The 19,050-nt window shown below is 46.6% G+C and carries 19 protein-coding genes and 3 tRNA genes; 13 read left to right on the top strand and 9 right to left on the bottom strand.

Features of this window, described 5'->3' with window-relative positions; genetic code table 11:
- Positions 1–5 precede the first annotated feature (5 nt).
- The 3 genes from CLC91_RS06725 to nhaB form a co-directional block, all read right to left on the bottom strand.
- A complete protein-coding gene (locus CLC91_RS06725; RefSeq protein ID WP_095498167.1) occupies positions 6–596 on the bottom strand; it encodes a VOC family protein in 591 nt (196 codons plus the stop codon).
- Entirely contained in the window at positions 584–1,084 is a 501-nt protein-coding gene (gene dsbB / locus CLC91_RS06720; protein ID WP_095498166.1) for a disulfide bond formation protein DsbB, read from the bottom strand. Before dsbB ends, CLC91_RS06725 begins: the two co-directional genes overlap by 13 nt.
- Positions 1,085–1,197: 113 nt before the next feature.
- Entirely contained in the window at positions 1,198–2,787 is a 1,590-nt protein-coding gene (nhaB, locus tag CLC91_RS06715; RefSeq protein ID WP_095498165.1) for a sodium/proton antiporter NhaB, read from the bottom strand.
- A 299-nt stretch (positions 2,788–3,086) separates the two neighbouring features.
- Here nhaB and fadR point away from each other — a divergent pair, with 299 nt between their 5' ends.
- Positions 3,087–3,806: a fatty acid metabolism transcriptional regulator FadR gene (gene fadR / locus CLC91_RS06710; RefSeq protein WP_095498164.1), complete on the top strand. Its 720-nt coding sequence runs from the start codon at positions 3,087–3,089 to the stop codon at positions 3,804–3,806.
- Between the two features lie 55 nt (positions 3,807–3,861).
- Here fadR and CLC91_RS06705 read toward each other — a convergent pair whose 3' ends face one another.
- The 4 genes from CLC91_RS06705 to CLC91_RS06690 all read right to left on the bottom strand — a co-directional run bounded on the left by CLC91_RS06705 (position 3,862) and on the right by CLC91_RS06690 (position 9,472).
- Positions 3,862–5,367, bottom strand: a complete 1,506-nt coding sequence (locus CLC91_RS06705) for a SpoVR family protein (protein ID WP_095500184.1) — start codon at positions 5,365–5,367, stop codon at positions 3,862–3,864.
- 11 nt (positions 5,368–5,378) lie between these two features.
- Positions 5,379–6,644: a YeaH/YhbH family protein gene (locus CLC91_RS06700; RefSeq protein ID WP_095500183.1), complete on the bottom strand. Its 1,266-nt coding sequence runs from the start codon at positions 6,642–6,644 to the stop codon at positions 5,379–5,381.
- 23 nt (positions 6,645–6,667) lie between these two features.
- Positions 6,668–8,602 (bottom strand): PrkA family serine protein kinase, encoded by a 1,935-nt coding sequence (locus CLC91_RS06695; protein ID WP_095500182.1) that lies wholly within the window; start codon positions 8,600–8,602, stop codon positions 6,668–6,670.
- Positions 8,603–8,887: 285 nt separating this feature from the next.
- Positions 8,888–9,472, bottom strand: coding sequence for a Fe-Mn family superoxide dismutase (locus CLC91_RS06690; protein ID WP_095498160.1), 585 nt, complete (start codon positions 9,470–9,472; stop codon positions 8,888–8,890).
- A gap of 194 nt (positions 9,473–9,666) precedes the next feature.
- Between CLC91_RS06690 and CLC91_RS06685 the strand changes: the two genes are divergently transcribed.
- Positions 9,667–9,996 carry a Grx4 family monothiol glutaredoxin gene (locus tag CLC91_RS06685; RefSeq protein ID WP_095498159.1) on the top strand — a complete coding sequence of 110 codons (330 nt, stop codon included), beginning with the start codon at positions 9,667–9,669 and terminating at the stop codon, positions 9,994–9,996.
- A 55-nt stretch (positions 9,997–10,051) separates the two neighbouring features.
- Here CLC91_RS06685 and CLC91_RS06680 read toward each other — a convergent pair whose 3' ends face one another.
- Positions 10,052–11,374, bottom strand: a complete 1,323-nt coding sequence (locus tag CLC91_RS06680; RefSeq protein WP_095498158.1) for a Na+/H+ antiporter family protein — start codon at positions 11,372–11,374, stop codon at positions 10,052–10,054.
- A gap of 269 nt (positions 11,375–11,643) precedes the next feature.
- Here CLC91_RS06680 and CLC91_RS06675 point away from each other — a divergent pair, with 269 nt between their 5' ends.
- Complete coding sequence (locus CLC91_RS06675) at positions 11,644–12,249, top strand: peroxiredoxin (RefSeq protein WP_095498157.1); 606 nt, start codon at positions 11,644–11,646, stop codon at positions 12,247–12,249.
- 61 nt (positions 12,250–12,310) lie between these two features.
- On the opposite strand, the gene rnt is transcribed toward CLC91_RS06675, so the two are convergent.
- Complete coding sequence (gene rnt, locus CLC91_RS06670; RefSeq protein WP_198950916.1) at positions 12,311–12,925, bottom strand: ribonuclease T; 615 nt, start codon at positions 12,923–12,925, stop codon at positions 12,311–12,313.
- 555 nt (positions 12,926–13,480) lie between these two features.
- Between rnt and ybgC the strand changes: the two genes are divergently transcribed.
- The 10 genes from ybgC to CLC91_RS06620 all read left to right on the top strand — a co-directional run bounded on the left by ybgC (position 13,481) and on the right by CLC91_RS06620 (position 19,049).
- Entirely contained in the window at positions 13,481–13,882 is a 402-nt protein-coding gene (gene ybgC, locus CLC91_RS06665) for a tol-pal system-associated acyl-CoA thioesterase (RefSeq protein ID WP_095498155.1), read from the top strand.
- On the top strand, positions 13,872–14,561 hold the full coding sequence (tolQ, locus tag CLC91_RS06660; RefSeq protein ID WP_095498154.1) for a protein TolQ: 690 nt from the start codon (positions 13,872–13,874) through the stop codon (positions 14,559–14,561). The genes ybgC and tolQ overlap by 11 nt, the downstream gene beginning before the upstream one ends.
- Complete coding sequence (gene tolR / locus CLC91_RS06655) at positions 14,561–14,998, top strand: protein TolR (RefSeq protein WP_095498153.1); 438 nt, start codon at positions 14,561–14,563, stop codon at positions 14,996–14,998. The genes tolQ and tolR overlap by 1 nt, the downstream gene beginning before the upstream one ends.
- Positions 14,999–15,001: 3 nt before the next feature.
- Entirely contained in the window at positions 15,002–15,940 is a 939-nt protein-coding gene (gene tolA, locus CLC91_RS06650; RefSeq protein ID WP_095498152.1) for a cell envelope integrity protein TolA, read from the top strand.
- 8 nt (positions 15,941–15,948) lie between these two features.
- Positions 15,949–17,280 carry a Tol-Pal system beta propeller repeat protein TolB gene (gene tolB / locus CLC91_RS06645; RefSeq protein ID WP_095500180.1) on the top strand — a complete coding sequence of 444 codons (1,332 nt, stop codon included), beginning with the start codon at positions 15,949–15,951 and terminating at the stop codon, positions 17,278–17,280.
- A 40-nt stretch (positions 17,281–17,320) separates the two neighbouring features.
- On the top strand, positions 17,321–17,869 hold the full coding sequence (pal, locus tag CLC91_RS06640) for a peptidoglycan-associated lipoprotein Pal (protein WP_095498150.1): 549 nt from the start codon (positions 17,321–17,323) through the stop codon (positions 17,867–17,869).
- A 12-nt stretch (positions 17,870–17,881) separates the two neighbouring features.
- Positions 17,882–18,631, top strand: coding sequence for a tol-pal system protein YbgF (gene ybgF, locus CLC91_RS06635; RefSeq protein ID WP_095500179.1), 750 nt, complete (start codon positions 17,882–17,884; stop codon positions 18,629–18,631).
- Between the two features lie 141 nt (positions 18,632–18,772).
- A tRNA-Lys gene (locus CLC91_RS06630) sits at positions 18,773–18,848 on the top strand.
- Positions 18,849–18,872: 24 nt separating this feature from the next.
- Positions 18,873–18,948 (top strand) — tRNA-Lys (locus CLC91_RS06625).
- Between the two features lie 25 nt (positions 18,949–18,973).
- Positions 18,974–19,049, top strand: a tRNA-Lys gene (locus CLC91_RS06620).
- Position 19,050 lies beyond the last annotated feature (1 nt).

The raw sequence follows: 19,050 nt of genomic DNA, 5'->3' as shown, positions 1-19,050 counted from the left end.
GTTAATTATTGTTCGCTGTTTATGACATCGATTATCGAATGGGGGTGCAGTTTAATGCACACCCCATTTTTTTTGAAGGCGATGCTTGGATTAGGCAATTGCTCACCTTCGGCTTGGGGAGAGCTGTGTTTCACTTGAATTTGTTGCCCTATCTTTGACGCGTTGGGGACGTACCTCGTCACTAAGGTTTGGCAACTAGCGCTCAGTGCGTTCATGCTGCTGTCGGAGCTGCTGGCCACCATTTCGATGTGCTCCCAACCGGCATTAGGATAGCGTTTATTGCTTGGAAAAGGCAATTCAATGCAGCCAATGCGACGTTGTTGATAGACCAGTTCAGTGCTTAGCTTTAGCAGCGCAATAGGACGACCGTTGACGGGTTTGTTGCTGATAATGCTTCCGAAAGGAGCAAAGGACTCGAGCAGGCGCTCGGCTGTGTTGGTTTGATTTACTCGAAGCGCGCAATGATCAACTTCCAGCGAATGCGTCTCTAGTCCAAGTTCTTGCTCAAACTCAGTTAGCCGCTCAACAAAGGCCGGCCATTCGCTGAAAAGCCAAGCCCAGCTGATGTGTGCTTCTTGGTCGCTTATTTTTTCCATGTTAAACAGGCCTTGCTAAATACTACAGCGGCTATGGTGAAGCCGGCAAACATCACCCGGGTCCATTGCGCCATGGTGAGCCCTGCAAATTGCCACAGTTCATCGGTACAGCTACCGGTTGGTTGTAACAACCACGGCATCCATTGATCAAGGGGTAACCAAAACTCTGGAGTAAAGCTGCAGACATGAAAGGGTGAAGGGTTGGTTTGTAATTGCACCAGTTCGTGAGCAATTTGAGTGCCCCACGTTGCTGCGATTAACCATACAAGCCACGCGATTGACCGCCACAACCAATGCGCCGGCCTAATTGAGCCAATGACAGCGGCTAAGCCAATACCCAGCAGTGCCGCACGCTGGTATACGCACATAATACAAGGTTGGTAGTCGAACAGGTATTGAAAGGTTAGGGCGCATGCTTCAAACAATACGACGAAACCGAGCAATGCTCCCCAAGACTTGCGGCTGTGAGCAAATTGAGTGAAAGACATCAATGTAAACTTCCCTATTTAGCATGTTGGGCGGTGGGTAAAATAAAAGCGCCATATGGCGCTCTTATAGTTTGCCCATTTGTTCACATGGGTCAAGGATTTATCGACGTCGTTTAGTGGGTAACGGCGGTTCCAGCCGCTTCAGCAATGCTGTGGTGCTGAATTAATTGCATTTCATGCAGCCAGGTGGTGGCATCGATAAGCAAGCCCGATTGAATCATAAACATACCCACCAGTGTCAGTACAATGGTGTAGGGCAGTGCCATCCATACCATCCGACTGTATGACAAACGAATCAGTGGTGCTAGGGCCGACGTCAGCAAGAACAAGAAAGCGGCTTGTCCGTTAGGCGTTGCCACGGATGGTAGGTTGGTACCTGTGTTAATGGCAACCGCTAACATGTCAAATTGGTCGCGAGTAATTTGGCCGTTGAGCAGCGCTGATTTCACTTCGTTAATATAAACCGTGCCTACAAAGACGTTGTCGCTCACCATCGACAGCAGACCGTTAGCTAAATAAAACATCACCAACTGAGTATTCGCGTCTTTCACCGACAGCACGGCTTGAATGACTGGTGTAAACAGTTGTTGTTCAATGATAACCCCTACAATGGCGAAGAATACCGCTAGTAATGCAGTAAATGGCAGAGCTTCTTCAAAGGCTTTACCTAAGGCATGCTCTTCGATTACACCGGTGAACGAGGTGGCTAAAATAATTACGCTTAATCCAATTAAACCCACAGAGGCTAAATGCAAAGCCAAGCCGACTATCAACCAAATTCCGATCAGGGCTTGTGCAATCAGTTTTGCTTTATCGGCGTTGGTACGACGCTCGTCTTCATAGGCGGCATAATCTTGCAAAATGGTGCGAACACTGTCTGGTAAAATGGCGCCGTAGCTAAACCATTTCATTTTCTCGACAATGATGCAGGTAGCAATACCCATAATAAATACAGGAACGGTTATCGGGGCCATGCGAATAGCAAATTCGGTGAAGTTCCAATTGGCTTGGGCTGCAATGATTAAGTTTTGCGGCTCACCCACCATGGTACACACACCACCTAGGGCAGTACCTACGCCGGCATGCATTAATAAGTTTCTGAGAAAAGCTCGGAATTCTTCGAGGGTTTCTCGTTGCAGCTCTGGGTTAGCTTCATCGTCGGTGTGATCGTGATGTTGGCCAAAGTCTTTACCAGACGCTACCTTGTGGTAGATGGAATAAAAACCAACGGCTACCGCAATAATAACCGCGATGACCGTTAACGCATCAAGAAATGCTGATAAAAATGCAGAAGCGGTGCAAAACATCACCGATAGAACTATTTTCGAGCGGATTTTGGTGATCATCTTTGTGAAGATGAATAACAGCAGCGACTTCATGAAGTAGATACCGGCAACCATGAATACCAGAAGTAATAAGACTTCCAGATTGGCCTGAATTTCATGCAACACCATGTTGGGAGATGTCATGCCAATGGCCACGGCTTGGATGGCAAGCAAACCACCGGGCTGCAGTGGGTAACATTTTAACGCCATAGCAAGGGTAAAGATAAACTCAATCACTAATACCCATCCCGCGATAAACGGGTCGAGATAAAAGATGACTGGGTTAATTACTAAGAATGCGATGATGGCAAGTTTGTACCACTTAGGTGCCTGGCCTAAGAAGTTAGAAATAAATGCCTGTCCGATGGACATTTGCATGTTGGTTGCTCCGTTGCTTCGAAAAAACGTTGGCCGCTTTTTATACGAACCTTATCTACTTGACGGCGGCATTGTAGCAGTAGTTTTTTATCTGCTCTAGGCATTAAGTCATAGTTAGCGCAAATTTTATCGAATTATTGCAAAATTAATACCGAGCTATTAAGCGGCAATTGGTCAACACCTGATGGTTTTTTGTGAGGCTTTCTATTTTGTTTGTTGGCTGAATCTTTCGGTTTTTAGTTGTTAATCTATCTGGTATGATCAGTCAAAATCTTAAAAGTAACTAGAAGACTCGGTACATGATTATTAATGCTAAAGGCCCTGCCAGTTTTGCAGAGAAGTACATCGTCCGTTCAATCTGGGAAAATAAATTTCCTCCAGGCTCAATCTTACCTGCCGAAAGAGAACTGTCGGAACTCATTGGTGTCACTCGAACGACTCTAAGAGAAGTATTGCAGCGTCTGGCCCGTGATGGTTGGTTAACCATTCAACACGGAAAGCCAACACGAGTGAACAATTTCTGGGAAACCTCGGGGCTTAATATTTTAGAAACCATTGCTCGTTTGGACCAAGACGGTGTTCCAGAGCTTGTGGATCAGCTGTTAGCGGCGCGTGCAGAAATCAGCAGCATGTATTTCAGAACGGCGGTGCGTAACAAATCGGAAGAAGTAGCTCAGTTTATTACTCAGGGCGTTACTCTCGAAGACAGCAGCCAAGCCTATACCGAGTTTGATTATCAACTGCACCATAAACTTGCGTTTGCAGCCGGCAACCCAATTTATGTTCTTATCCTAAATGGCTTTAAAGGGCTTTATAGCCGAGTGGGAGAGTATTACTTTAGTCACCCGCAGGCTCGAGCAGAAGCTCAAAAGTTCTATTTGGCGCTGGCAGAGTTGGCCCAACAAGGCAACTACAAGCAAGTGCCTGACCTTATGCACCATTATGGTGTGGAAAGTGGCAAAATTTGGCAACAAATGCGGGCGAATATGCCGTTGGATATTGCCGAAGAGCCCATGTAAAAGCGGTTCTCGATGTTAAAAAGCGCCTTTAGCAAGGCGCTTTTTTTATGTCCGACTATGGTTTGTCATCCAGCGCTGGTACTTGCGCAACTAGGGTAGATGACTGTTCTCGCTGCTCGGTGAGCTTGACATCGAACCCCCACAATCTATGCACATGTTTTAGTACGTCAATGGCACTTTCATCTAAAGGGATGCGGTTATGGGGCGTGTACTCTAACGTGAGTGACCGATCGCCGCGTAAATCCACTTGCTTAACTTGAATATTGGGCTCTAAGTTGGCCAAATTGTATTGCTGCGACAGAGCTTCGCGAATGGCTCGATACCCCGATTGGTCATGAATATCTGACACATTTAAAAAGCTTTTTTGGTCGTTGTCGATAATGCTGAACAGTTTAAAGTCACGTATAAGTTTTGGCGACAAAAACTGACTGATAAAGCTTTCATCTTTGAAGTTTCTCATGGCGTAATGCAGGGTCTCGAGCCAGTCTTTACCGGCGATGTCAGGAAACCATTGTTTATCCTCAGAAGTGGGCTGCTCGCAGATTCTACGAATATCACGAAACATATTAAACCCCAATGCATAGGGGTTTATGCCGCTAAAATGCGGGCTGTTATAAGGGGGCTGATAAACTACATTGGTGTGACTGTGCAGAAACTCCATCATAAATTTGTCGCTTAGGCGACCTTGGTCGTACATGTGGTTTAACAGTGTGTAGTGCCAAAAGGTTGCCCAACCTTCGTTCATGACTTGAGTTTGTTTTTGTGGGTAAAAGTACTGAGCCATCTTGCGCACAATACGCACAATTTCTCGTTGCCATGGCTCCAATAAAGGCGCATTTTTTTCGATGAAATAAAGCAGGTTTTCCTGAGGCTCTTCGGGGAATATTGCTTCTGCACTATCACCCTGTTGCGTGTCTTTTTTGGGGACTGTGCGCCACAAATCATTGACCTGAGATTGCAAGTAGGCGGCGCGATCCTGTTGTCGTTGCTGTTCTTGTTTTAAGCTTAAACTGCCAGGTCGTTTGTATCGGTCGACCCCTTGATTCATTAAAGCGTGACAGGAGTCTATAAGCTCTTCTACGGCATCGATACCATGAGTTTGCTCGCAATGGGTTATGTAGTTTCTAGCAAAGACCAAGTAATCAATGATCGAATCGGCTTCAGTCCAGGTTTCAAACAGGTAATTGTTCTTGAAGAAACTGTTGTGGCCAAAACTGGCGTGGGCCATAACGAGTGCTTGCATGGTGATGGTATTTTCTTCCATCAAATACGCTATGCACGGATCAGAATTGATGACAATTTCATAAGCAAGCCCCATTTGCCCACGTTTGTAGCCTTGTTCGGTTTCTATGAACTTTTGCCCAAATGACCAGTGACTATAGCCAATTGGCATGCCAATGCTGGCATAGGCGTCCATCATTTGTTCGGCAGTAATCACCTCGATTTGGTTGGGGTAGGTGGTGAGTCCAAAGTGCTGTGCCGCTTCTTCTATCGCGCTTAAATACTCTTGCAATAACTCGAAGGTCCAATCTGGGCCATCATTTAATCGTTGATTGCTCATCTTGATACTCCTTAGGCGCTTTGACGCTTAAACAACTCTCTGAACACCGGATAGATATCCGACACACTTTTTATGTGCTGCATGGCGAAGTGATCGTTAGTTTGCGCCAGTTTTTGGTATTCACGCCATAAGGTTTGGTGAGCACGAGTAGTGATTTCGATGTAACTAAAGTAGCGAACATGAGGCAGTATTTTTTTCTCAAGCCATCGATGACAGTTAGGACTATCGTCTGCCCAGTTATCGCCGTCGGACGCCTGCGCAACGTAAACATTCCAATCGTTACTTGGGTAGCGTTGCTGTTGAATTTCATGCATCAGCTTAAGGGCGCTGGAGACGATAGTGCCACCGGTTTCTTGGCTATAAAAAAACTCTTGTTCATCAACCTCTTTGGCTTGAGTGTGGTGGCGAATAAACACCACGTCCAAGTTCTCGTAGGTACGGGTTAGAAACAGGTACAAGAGTATGTAAAAGCGTTTGGCCATCTCTTTGGTGGCTTGATCCATGGAGCCGGAAACGTCCATCAAGCAAAACATGACCGCTTGCGAGGTGGGCACCGGGTGCTTAACGAAGTTGTTGTATCGCAAATCAAAGGTGTCAATAAAGGGCACCGCAGCGATTTGCTTGGTTAATGCCGCGATTTGTTGCTTCAACGCGATGATGGCATCGGCGCTGGCGCCAGGGGTGTTTTCTAACTCCTGCAATTGCTGTTGCAAGACTTTTAGTTGACGACGCTTGGAGGCAGTCATCGCAGTACGACGGGCTAGGGAGCCACGCAAGCTGCGCACAATGTTGATGTTGGCCGGTACACCCGAGTTGGTGAATCCAGCTCGATGGGTTTTGTATTGAATCAGTTTGTCGAGCTGATTTTCTTCCAAATTAGGCAGTTCTAAGTCTTCAAAAAGCAAATCGAGGTATTCTTCTTTAGATACATCGAACATGAAGTTGTCTTGCCCTTCGCCACTATCAGAGGCATCTCCATCACCACTGCCTTGTCCGCCTTGCTCTGGGCGCTCTAGCTGATCGCCTTTGATAAACTGATCATTACCCGGATAAATACGCTGGCGATAACCGCCTTGTCCTTGATGAAAATGCGGTTGGCGTATGTCTTTTGCTGGCACACTAACGTTTTCGCCAGAGTCAACGTCGGTCACGCTGCGTTTAGTAACGGCGTCGGCAACCGACTGTTTGATCTGGTTTTTATAGCGCCTAATGAATCGCTGTCGATTAACTGTGCTTTTACCTTTCGCATTCAAGCGACGATCGATGAAAGTAGTCATGATTAACCTCCTTTCATGCTTGATTAAGACGATTTCCTAACTCGTAAATACCACTCGGATAACAGCCGTACTTGTTTCTGGGTGTACCCTTTATCCATCATGCGAGCGATGAACTGATCGTGTTTCTTTTGATCTTCACTGGACGTTTTGGCATTAAATGAAATCACAGGTAACAATTCTTCGGTGTTAGAGAACATCTTGGTTTCGATGACGGTGCGTAATTTTTCATAGCTGGTCCAACGGGGGTTTTTACCTTCGTTGTTAGCACGAGCTCGCAATACGAAGTTAACGATTTCGTTGCGAAAATCTTTCGGGTTGCTAATGCCAGCCGGCTTCTCAATTTTTTCTAATTCAGAATTTAACGCCGCTCGGTCAAACAGTTGCCCGGTTTCAGGGTCGCGATATTCCTGATCTTGGATCCAAAAGTCGGCATAGGTTACATAACGATCAAAGATGTTTTGACCGTACTCAGAGTAGCTTTCCAAATAGGCGGTTTGTAGCTCTTTACCAATGAATTCGACGTATTTGGGTATTAAATAGCCTTTTAAAAACTCGAGATACCGCTCAGAGGTTTCCTTGGGAAATTGCTCCTGCTCGATTTGTTTTTCAAGTACGTAAAAAAGGTGCACGGGATTGGCTGCAATTTCGCTGCTGTCAAAGTTAAATACGCGAGATAAAATCTTAAAAGCAAAGCGGGTGGAAAGCCCGTCCATACCTTCATCGACACCGGCATAATCTCGATATTCTTGAACGCTTTTGGCTTTTGGGTCGGTGTCTTTTAGTGTTTCACCATCGTAGACCCGCATTTTAGAATAGATGGAGCTGTTGTCGGGAGTTTTTAATCGGGACAGTACTGAGAATTGCGACAAGGTCTCTAACGTGCCAGGAGCGCACTGAGCCTTGTTCAGAGCAGAATTCTCTAACAGCTTTTGATAAATTTTTTGCTCTTCGCTAATGCGCAGACAGTAAGGCACTTTGACGATGTAAACTCTATCGAGAAAGGCTTCATTGTTTTTATTGTTGCGAAACGTTTGCCACTCCGATTCGTTGGAGTGGGCCAAAATAATACCGTTAAACGGCAAAGCCGACAGCCCCTCGGTGCCATTGTAGTTACCTTCTTGGGTGGCAGTGAGCAAAGGATGTAGCACTTTAATGGGGGCTTTAAACATTTCAACGAACTCCATTAAGCCCTGATTGGCGCGGCATAAAGCGCCAGAGTACGCGTAGGCGTCGGGGTCGTCTTGAGCAAAGTGCTCCAGTTGTCGGATATCCACTTTACCCACCAAACTGGAGATGTCTTGGTTATTCTCATCGCCAGGCTCGGTTTTCGCCACCGCAATCTGCTCTAATATAGAAGGGTTAACTTTGGCGACCCTAAACTGGCTAATGTCACCTTGAAACTCTTTAAGGCGTTTAGCGGCCCACGGTGACATTATGTTTTTTAAGTAGCGACGATCAATGCCGTATTCTTGGGACAATAAATGGCCGTCTTCATGGGCGTCAAAAAGGCAAAATGGATGGTCGTTAACCGGTGAACGCTGGCCATTAGCAATCAGTACATAGATGGGTATTTTTTGGATTAGGGCTTTAAGCTTTTCTGCAAGCGACGATTTACCGCCACCAACCGGCCCGAGCAAGTACAAAATTTGCTTCGATTCTTCGAGATTTTGCGCTGAATGTTTTAGGTAAGCGACGATTTGCTCTATGGCCTCTTCCATACCGTAAAACTCAGAAAATGCAGGGTAGCGAGCAATAAGGCGATTCGAAAAAATCCGGGATAAGCGTGGGTCGCTTGAGGTATCAATAATCTCTGGCTCGCCAATGGCTTGCAGCAAACGCTGCGCGGCAGGGGCGTATGCATCCGGTTGCTCGCGACAAATATCCAAAAATTGCTGCAAGCTGTATTCTTCTTCACGAGCTTGCTCGAATCGAGATTGATAGTGTTCGAAAATACCCATAATGTCACCCCTTAAGGTTCGGTGCTGCTTGCACTATTTTGTTGTTGTGTCGTTCAGTCCTTGTCTCTTTAATCCTAGTCGTTATTTCGCGGCTTTCTAACCATTTCACTATTTATTTCAGTGGCTAATCCTAGAAGCCGAGATGTCTCGGTCACCGAGTTTTACATCTTGAGTCTTCAATAATTAGACCTTTAGTAGGCCCAAAATGTTTCTGCGTTTATCACTAGATACGAAAAAAGGAGCCGTTTGGCTCCTTTTTATTTTTAGGTTGCAAGTGCTTATGAATTAGCCTGCGAAGTTATCTTCAACGAAAGACCAGTTCACCAAAGCCCAGAAGCCGTCTAGGTAGCTTGGGCGTAAGTTGCGATAGTCAATGTAATAAGCGTGTTCCCATAGGTCCACGGTTAGCAGTGGCGTGACGCCATCATCGGTAAGCGGGGTAGCGGCGTTGCTGGTATTAACAATGTCCAAAGAGCCGTCTGCTTTCTTAACCAACCAAGTCCAGCTCGAACCAAAGTTATTAACCGCTTTGTCATTAAAAGCCGCTTTAAACGCATCGAAAGAGCCAAAAGAGGCGTCGATGGCTGCAGCAATGCTACCGCTTGGTGCTCCGCCAGCGTTTGGTGCTAAACCATTCCAGTAGAAGGTGTGGTTCCAAATTTGAGCAGCGTTGTTAAAAATGCCGCCGCTTGAAGTTTTTACGATGTCTTCCAGTGATTTACCTTCAAACTCAGTACCAGGAATAAGGCCATTCAACTTTACAACGTAGGTGTTGTGATGCTTGCCATAATGATATTCAAGAGTTTCTTTTGAGAGATGCGGCTCTAGTGCATCCATTGCGTAAGGCAGAGCGGGTAATTCAATCGCCATTTGTACTTCTCCGTAACTAATTGTTGTTAGTGAACAGGAATATTTCCTTGGGGGTATTGTACTCAGAAAAAGCGTGATGTGAATCCCATTTTTCTCATTTTAAAAACCTTACTAAATGCAGGTTTTTGTTATGACGGGTTTTAGCGTAAACTTGTGGCAATTCAAACCAACGTATTTAAGGGCCGAGAAGTCAAATGGAAACCCTAGACAAAATTAAGCAACAAATCAGTGAAAACCCGATTATCCTATTCATGAAAGGCTCGCCAAAACTGCCAAGCTGTGGTTTTTCGTCTCAAGCAGGGCAAGCGCTCATTAACTGTGGTGAACAGTTTGCTTATGTCGACATTCTACAACATCCAGACATTCGTGCTGAGTTGCCAAAATACGCCAATTGGCCAACATTTCCTCAGCTGTGGGTGGAAGGTGAGCTAATTGGTGGTTGTGACATCATCATGGAAATGTTCCAAAGCGGTGAATTGCAAACACTCATTAAGGAAACAGCGGCTAAGCATGCCGCTGAATAACTGAATTTAAGTGCTAAAAAACCGCCTTGTTCAAAGGCGGTTTTTTTATGCGTCATTACAGAATAACCGCCGCTATCCAGCCAAAAATTAGCAACGGAATATTGTAATGGATGAACGTAGGGATAACGCTATCTCGAATGTGGTCGTGCTGACCGTCAGCGTTCAAACCCGCGGTTGGACCTAGGGTTGAATCGGATGCTGGCGAGCCTGCATCTCCCAGTGCCGCAGCGGTACCGACCAAAGCAATCGTAGCCGCCACCGAGAAGTCAAAAGAGGCCGCTAATGGCACGTAAATGGTGGCGATAATTGGGATGGTGGAGAATGAACTGCCAATGCCCATGGTGATCAACAAGCCCACAAGCAGCATAATGAAGGCAGCAACCCCTTTGTGATCGCCAATCATGCTTGATACCGCTTGCACTAGGTCTTCCACTTGGCCGGTGGCTTTAATAACCGCTGCAAAACCGGCTGCGGCTATCATGATAAAACCAATCATGGCCATCATGCCCACGCCTTTCACCATCAACTCTTGGCTTTCAACGTGTTTAAGCGCACCGCTGAGATTAAGCACAATAAAACCCATTAAGGCGCCGATGATCATGGAGTCGGTATAAAGCTGCACGGCTAAGGTGGTAATAATGGCGGCGATGGCGGCGATAACACCGTGGCGATTGATGGTAACTTGATTGCTAGATGCTTCTTGAGTTTCCACTTGCCGATATTGACGCGGTTTGCGGTAGCTGACAAACACGGCGATAAGCAAACCTAAAATCATTCCAAGCGCCGGAATGAGCATGGCCTGTGGAATTTCAGAGGTGGTGGCCACTAAGCCATTGTTCTCGAGATTAGCCAGTAAAATGTCGTTTAAGAATATGCCACCAAAACCTACTGGCAAAATCATGTAGGTGGTTACTAGGCCAAAAGTTAATACGCAGGCAATAAGACGGCGGTCAATGCTAAGGCGCGTCATTAAGAACAACAGCGGTGGAATCAAAATCGGAATGAAAGCGATGTGAATAGGTAAAATGTTTTGTGAGCTAATGGCCATCGCCAAAATCACTAAAATGAGCCCAGTTTTGAGCCACTTAGCTTCGCTAGAGTGACTGTCTTTGCCCACACGTTTGATGAGTCCATTGGCAATGACATCGGGCAGTCCAGAGTAGCTTAAGGCTACCGCAAAAGCACCTAACATGGCGTAGCTCAATGCGATTTGGGCGCCGCCGCCTAAACCGTCATTAAAGGCGGCTATAGTGGCATTAACATCCAAACCACCAATTAATCCAGCAACCAAAGCACTGACGGTGAGAGCGATCACAACGTTGACGCGGGCGATACTCAAGCCAAGCATTAAGCATACGGCGATAACCACTGCATTCATTTATCTTATTATCCTTGCTAAATAAAGTAGCGTCATTATAACCACAAGCTTAGAAAAAAAGCCCAATTGACGCGGTAAAAGCCGTAGATTCTAAACAAAATGTCAACGAAACGTTGTGAAACACCTATTATTGAGTAGTAACTAGCCAGATCGAGTCATCATATACAAAAGTACTTGTGACTTTGTTAACACTTCTTATAATGCTGGCAGGTATTTAAAAACTTGCAGAGTTCTCTGCATCCATACTGAAATAACCACGGAGAGATAACATGAGTGTTTTAGTCGGTCGTCCAGCACCAGATTTCACTGCAGCCGCTGTTCTAGGTAACGGCGATATCGTTGATACGTTTAACCTTGCAGAAGCCATTAAAGGTAAGCCTGCAGTCATCTTTTTCTACCCATTGGATTTTACCTTTGTTTGTCCATCAGAGTTGATCGCTTTTGATCACCGTTTGGAAGATTTCAAAAAACGTGGCGTTGAAGTAATTGGTGTGTCGATCGACTCTCAATTCAGCCACAACGCATGGCGTAACACTTCAGTTGATGACGGTGGTATTGGCCAAGTGGGTTACACCTTGGTGGCTGACGTTAAACACGAAATTTGTCAGGCGTACGATGTTGAGCATCCAGAAGCGGGTGTTGCATTCCGTGGCTCTTTCTTGATCGATAAAGAAGGCATGGTTCGCCACCAAGTAGTGAACGACTTACCATTGGGCCGTAACGTTGACGAAATGCTTCGCATGGTTGACGCGCTTCAATTCCACGAAGAGCACGGTGAAGTGTGCCCTGCAGGTTGGGAACAAGGCGACAAAGGCATGACTGCCAGCCCTGAAGGCGTAGCTTCTTATCTTTCTGAGAACGCTGACGACTTATAATCTTAACGATTCGATTAAAATAAAAAGCCCCTACAGGGGCTTTTTTTATGCTTAATCTTGGCTAATTCGACTCAGCGATCGGCCATCCACCTAGCGACTTCCAACGATTGACAATATAGCAAAACAGCTCGGCGGTGCGCTCGGTATCGTAGGCGGCGCTGTGGGCTTGCTGGTTGTCAAAGTCAATTTTGGCGGCCTTGCACGCCTTAGCTAACACGGTTTGCCCTAATGCCAGACCCGATAGTGCCGCGGTATCGAAGGTGGCGAAGGGATGAAAAGGGGAGCGCTTAATGCTGCTGCGCTCAATAGCTGCGTGTACAAAGCCGTGATCGAACGCTGCGTTATGGGCCACCATAACAGCTCGATGACAGCCGTGGCTTTTGAGTGATTTACGAATGACTTTAAAGATTTCGGTCAGTGCCTTTTTCTCATCCACCGCACCTCTTAATGCACAAAACGGGCGAATACCGTTAAAGTCCAAAGCTGCCTGTTCTAGGTTGGCGCCTTCAAAGGGCTCGACATGAAAATGCACCGTTTGTTCGACCGAGAGCCAGCCGTCGTCATCCATGGTGAGTATGCTGGCGGCGATTTCAAGCAAGGCATCAGTATTGGCATTGAATCCGGCGGTTTCGACATCGACAACTACGGGTAAGTAGCCTCGAAAACGTGCTTTCATCGAATTTGGATTAGTATCCTTGGGTTCATTTGCAGGGGAATCGCTGGCCGCGGTCATAAGAACTCTCTATCTTCTGTTAATGCGTTTATTATGCGGTATCTGATCGGCGCTGTCATGAGTACATAAAAAAACACCCGAATCATATCGATTCGGGTGAAATAATACATTATAGCAATCAACAAATTGTTGGAAGGACAACTCGGGCGATGGGAATCTAAATCCCGAATTGTTTCACCACAGCAGAATGGTGCTTCCCAATAACGAAGCGAAGTTTAGAGCCAATACTTTAATTCGACAAGCGAGAAAAATTAGATATTCGGATTAGAAAAACTAATTGGTAAATGATTTATTAATGACCGCTAACAACTTGTGACGAAAACGTGGCATTTTTGACGGTCGAATGTGATCGAGTTCACCTTTTTGCAGCGGTTAGTAGAGGCAAGTGTTAAGAGGCTATCATGCGGGGTTGACGAGGATGCAATTGACTGGTTAAAAATGGCTTTGGAATCGGTTATAGTGGTTGGCTAATTCGCAAATTATAAGAGTTGCAAAGGAATGAGTTTCAGTTGGCCGATTAGGGTTTATTACGAAGATACCGACGCCGGGGGTGTAGTTTATCATTCAAATTACCTTAACTTTTTTGAGCGAGCCCGTTCAGAGTGGTTAGCTGCAATGAATGTCAGCCAAACTCAGTTGCTTGAGCAAGACGTGGTATTTGTCGTTAGAAGCGCCAATTTGGATTTTATTAAAGCGGCTCGATTTGAGCAGAAACTTGTTGTCGATTCTGTTGTCAGTAAGTTAGGTAAAGCCTCAATTATTTTTACACAAGAATTAAAAGACCTTGAAGGGACCTTATATTGTCAGGGAGAAGTGAAAGTAGGATGTGTTCAACTTTCTACCATGAAACCCACAGCAATTCCTCAGCACATTCATTTGGAGTTTAAGCGTGCAAGCTGAACTAAGTTTTATTGATTTATTTTTAGAAGCCAGTTTGCTGGTCAAGTTAGTCATGTTGACGTTGGTGGCCATGTCGGTTGCGTCGTGGGCTATTATTTTTCAACGCTATAAACTGTTAAAGCTCGCTCAAGAAAATGCCACTAAATTTGAAGACAAGTTTTGGTCAGGCGCTGATTTAAATCGACTCTATAAAGAATTAAGTGCCCGCAGCGGTTCCACCATTGGCTTGGAGAATTTATTTTGTAGCGGGTTTCGAGAATACGCCCGCTTAAATAACCTGTCTGACAAAGCGCCTGCGGCGGTAATGGACGGTACTTATCGAGCCATGCGCGTATCCCTGACTCGAGAAGTGGACACCATGGAAAATCACTTACCGGTGCTCGCGACCATTGGTTCAATTAGCCCTTACGTTGGCTTGTTTGGAACCGTGTGGGGCATCATGAATTCGTTTATTGCTTTAGGCTCAGCGCAAAATGCAACCTTAGCCATGGTGGCGCCGGGTATTGCCGAAGCATTGATTGCAACCGCCATGGGCTTGTTCGCGGCGATCCCTGCGGTAGTAGCTTATAACCGCTTTAGCGTGCAAGTTGAGAAAATCGAAACGGCTTACGCTAACTTTATGGAAGAGTTTTCCAGTATTTTGCACCGCCAAACCTACGGCAGTAAGGAAGCCCAATAATGCACCAAGGTTATCAACGCAAAAGGCGCAGGCCGGTCGCAGAGATTAACGTGGTGCCCTACATCGACGTCATGTTGGTGTTATTGATTATTTTTATGGTAACAGCACCGTTAATTACCCAAGGGGTTAAAGTCGACTTGCCTCAAGGCGAGGCAGAACCTTTATCGCAAGACAGTAAGCCACCGGTAGTGGCCACGGTTGATGAAGAAGGCTTTTATTACCTCGACGTTGATGGCGTGGACAGCAAACAGCCAATTGAGCTTGATGAACTGGCAACTCGAGTTGCAGCCCTGTTAACGCTTGAACCGGATCGCCCGGTGGTGGTGAGAGGGGCTAAAGACGTGAGCTACTCGCAGGTGATTGAGTTAATGGTCAGTCTTCAGGGCGCTGGCGTGCCCTCGGTTGGGCTTATGACAGAGCCGCAGCAAGGGGGTTAGCGGGTGAAATTTAAGTTTGACCCCAATAAGTTAAAACATGCATTGTATCTGTCTTTGGCAGTGCACTTAGCCGGCTTGATTGCAATCTTGGTCAGTGCCGGTTTTGACACTAAACCCAAAGCCATTACTATGCCTTCTGCGCCACCGGTGCAAGCGGTGGTGATTGATCAAGAAAAAGTGGCGCAAGCGGCTGAAAAGATCAAAAAGGAACGGGAAGCGAAACGGCAACAAGAGCTTGAACGCCAGCGAGAAATCGAGCGCAAAGCCGCTGCTGCCAAACGCGCAGCGGAAGCAGAACAAAAGCGCTTAGCTAATTTGGAAAAGCAACGCAAACAACGTGAGTTGGAAGTTAAAAAAGCGGAAGAAGCCGCCAAGCAAGCAAAATTAAAAGCCAAGCAAGAGAAAGAAAAGGCCGCTAAAGAAGCTGCCGAGCGGCAACGCAAAGAGCAAGAACGGCTAAAACGCGAGAAAGCCGCAGCCGAAAAACGCAAGAAAGAAGAAGCCGAGCGTAAGCGCAAAGCCGAAGAAGAAGCAAAACGCAAAGCCGCGGCTGAGAAAAAAGCGCGCGAAGAAGCAGCTCGCCGAGCTGAAATGGAACGCCAAATGCAAGAAGCTATGGCGGCGGAGCAAGCGGCCATTGCCGATGCTCGCAGTCGTCAGGTGATGTCGGAAGTTCAGCGCTTTCAGGCGATGATCAGTGCCACCATTCAGCGTAATTGGAATAAAGACGAGACCATGCGCGGCAAAAGCTGCCGACTTAACATTCGCATTGCGCCGGATGGTTTTGTTACTCGAGTATCGGTGTTGTCTGGGGATAGCCATGTGTGTCGTTCCGCTGAATTCGCGGTCAACAAAGCGGGACGATTGCCGGTGTCAAAAGAGCCGGATGTGTACCAAAAATTGAAAGATATTAACCTAACCGTTCGTCCTGAGTTTGATTAAGGGGAGTTATGAAGTCGTTACGTCAATGGGTTTTGCTGACTGTGTGCACGCTTGTGTCCATCAACAGTTATGCAGCATTGGAAATTGTCATTACCGATGGGGTGGATAGTGCTCGCCCTGTTGCAGTGGTTCCTTTTAAATGGTTAGGCACGGGGCCTGCGCCGGAGAACATCTCCGATGTGGTGGTGTCAGATTTACGCCGCAGCGGTAAATTCAATCCGATTGATTCAGTGAGCATGCCGCAACAACCGCAAGCGGCGAATCAACTGACCGTTAGCGCTTGGAATAACACCGCGGTTGAAGCAGTGGTTGTGGGAACGGTGAAACCCTACGGCACCGATCAATACTTGGTTGGCTTTGAACTAGTGGACATGGTGCGCGCGCAAATGGCGGCGGAAAACGGACCGCAAGCGTTTTCTTCGGAATACGTGCTAGACAGTCGCGAGGCGGTTATCAGCGCCAAGCAATTTCGACAATACGGACATCGCATTGCCGATATCGTTTATGAAAAGCTGACCGGAGAGCGAGGCGCTTTTCTGACCAAAATTGCTTACGTGGTTGTGGAGCACGGTGCTAAATACCCATACCAATTAATGGTGTCGGATTACGACGGCTTTAACGAAACTCTGCTGTTACGTTCGGTTGAACCACTAATGTCGCCAACCTGGTCACCGGATGGACGCAAACTGGCGTACGTTTCTTTTGAAAATCGTCGTTCCGAGATTTTTATTCAAGACATTTATTCCCAACAACGCCAAAAAGTAACCAGCTTTCCAGGAATTAACGGCTCGCCAAAATTCTCACCAGATGGCAAAAAGCTTGCGGTGTCGTTATCTAAGGATGGCAACCCGGAAGTTTATGTGGTGGACATTACTACTAAGCGCCTGAACCGCATTACTAACCACTACGCCATTGATACTGAGCCAAGTTGGACCCCAGACGGAAAAAGCTTAGTATTTACCTCTGAGCGAGGTGGTCGTCCGCAAATTTATCAGGTAAATTTACAAACCAAACAAGTACAACGACTCACGTTTGAAGGGGAATGGAACCTCGGTGGCTCAATTACCCCAGACGGTCGTAACTTAGTGATGGTTAATCGCACCAATGGTCGTTACCATATTGCGCGATTAGATTTAGAGTCGAGGTTTATGCAAGTATTGACCACGACTCGATTGGATGAGTCCCCAAGCATCGCACCTAACGGTAGCATGATTATTTACGGGACCACCCACAACGGACGCCAAGTATTGGCTGCCGTTTCTATGGATGGAAGATTTAAGGCAAGACTGCCAGCCCGAGAGGGTGAAGTTAAGGCGCCAGCCTGGTCGCCGTTTTTATAATTGTTGGCTCTCATTTCGAGAAGAATAAAGGAACAAACTAATGAAACTTAACCAATTGATGAAGAGCATGCTAGTTGCAATGCCATTACTAGCGATCAGTGCTTGTAGCTCTACTTCTGACACTGACTCTGCGTCAAACACTGGTGTTAATGGTGGTAACGCCGGAATTGAACAAGGCAGTGGTGCATCGGGCGTTGAAACAGGTGGTCTAGAAGCATCTATGACCCCTGAAGAGCAACAGCGTCAACAGTTCGAACAAATGCAAAAAGAACACATCATTTACTTCGACTTCGATCGTTCAGACGTAAATGCGCAATTTGCTGAGTTACTGCAAGTTCATGCTGAGTACTTAATTCAATACCCTAACGTTTCTGTACTGATTGAAGGACACGCCGACGAGCGCGGTACTCCAGAATACAACATTGCCTTGGGTGAGCGTCGTGCACAAGCGGTTGCTAAATACTTGCAAGGTCTTGGTGTTCAATCGAGCCAGCTAAGCGTTGTAAGCTATGGTGAAGAAAAGCCTCTAGACGTTTCTCGCAGTGAAGATGCATTCGCTAAAAACCGCCGTGCGGTATTAGTTTACTAAGGTAGCTAAGCTATGAAACGACTGACCCTTACTAGCCTGCTATGGTTGAGTGTGAGTGCGGCGGTGGCCGCGCCGGCACCGGTTGAAGATGCCACCTCTGGTTCTCGCTCGGTAACCACAAGCAAAACAGAACAGTTACAGCGGATGCTCAATGCCAGCAACCGCTTGCAGCTGGAGATGCAGCAACGCATTGATGCGCTACAGCAAGAAGTGCTTGAGTTACGAGGTGCTAATGAGCAACAGGCTTATCAGCTAAACCAGATGCAACAAAGGCAACGACAAATCTACGATGAAATAACGCGTTTGTCGGATCAACTTGCAGCAGGCGGTGGGTCAGCCGCTTCCGCGGCCACTCCGGCCTCTACAGGAGCGGCAATTGGCAGCCTAAGCGAAGCGGACGCCTATCAAGAAGCGGTTAACTTGGTACTCAAACAGCGTGAGTATGAGAAAGCCATCCCCGCATTTGAAGCGTTTCTGGCGCAATACCCGCAATCTGAATATGCGGCAAACGCTAATTACTGGCTAGGACAATTGTTGTTTAACAAGAACGACTTGGGCGCCGCTAAAACGGCGTTTGCCAGAGTAAATAGCGATTACCCTAAGTCCAGCAAGCGTGCCGATAGCATGGTTAAGCTGGGCATGATTGCCGAAAAAGAAGGTCAGCAAAGCCGCGCTAAGCAGCTTTATGATCAGGTGCTAAAAGAATATTCCGGTTCAGCAGCGGCTCGCTTAGCGCAGCAACAACTGGAACAAATTAAGTAAATTAGTACAGCAATGCGGCAATTCGATGGTTTTTGCAACAAACGGCAAAAAATGTCGGATTTACACTTGCATGGCAAACTAAAAAGGGTATTATAAGCGCCCGTTGCCGCACCCAAGTGCGGTAACCACAATTTGAAATGTGGGTCGTTAGCTCAGTTGGTAGAGCAGTTGGCTTTTAACCAATTGGTCGAAGGTTCGAATCCTTCACGACCCACCACTTCAATTGAAACTTACCAAATTAGGGTCGTTAGCTCAGTTGGTAGAGCAGTTGGCTTTTAACCAATTGGTCGAAGGTTCGAATCCTTCACGACCCACCAGTTTCAACTTGAAGTCTCATAAGATGGGTCGTTAGCTCAGTTGGTAGAGCAGTTGGCTTTTAACCAATTGGTCGAAGGTTCGAATCCTTCACGACCCACCAC

The sequence above is a fragment of the Paraferrimonas haliotis genome (genome assembly GCF_002282895.1).
In the GTDB taxonomy this organism is placed as follows: Bacteria; Pseudomonadota; Gammaproteobacteria; order Enterobacterales; family Shewanellaceae; genus Paraferrimonas; species Paraferrimonas haliotis.
The sequence above is the reverse complement of the archived record's forward strand: the minus strand, read 5'-3'. Positions and strand labels throughout refer to the sequence as shown.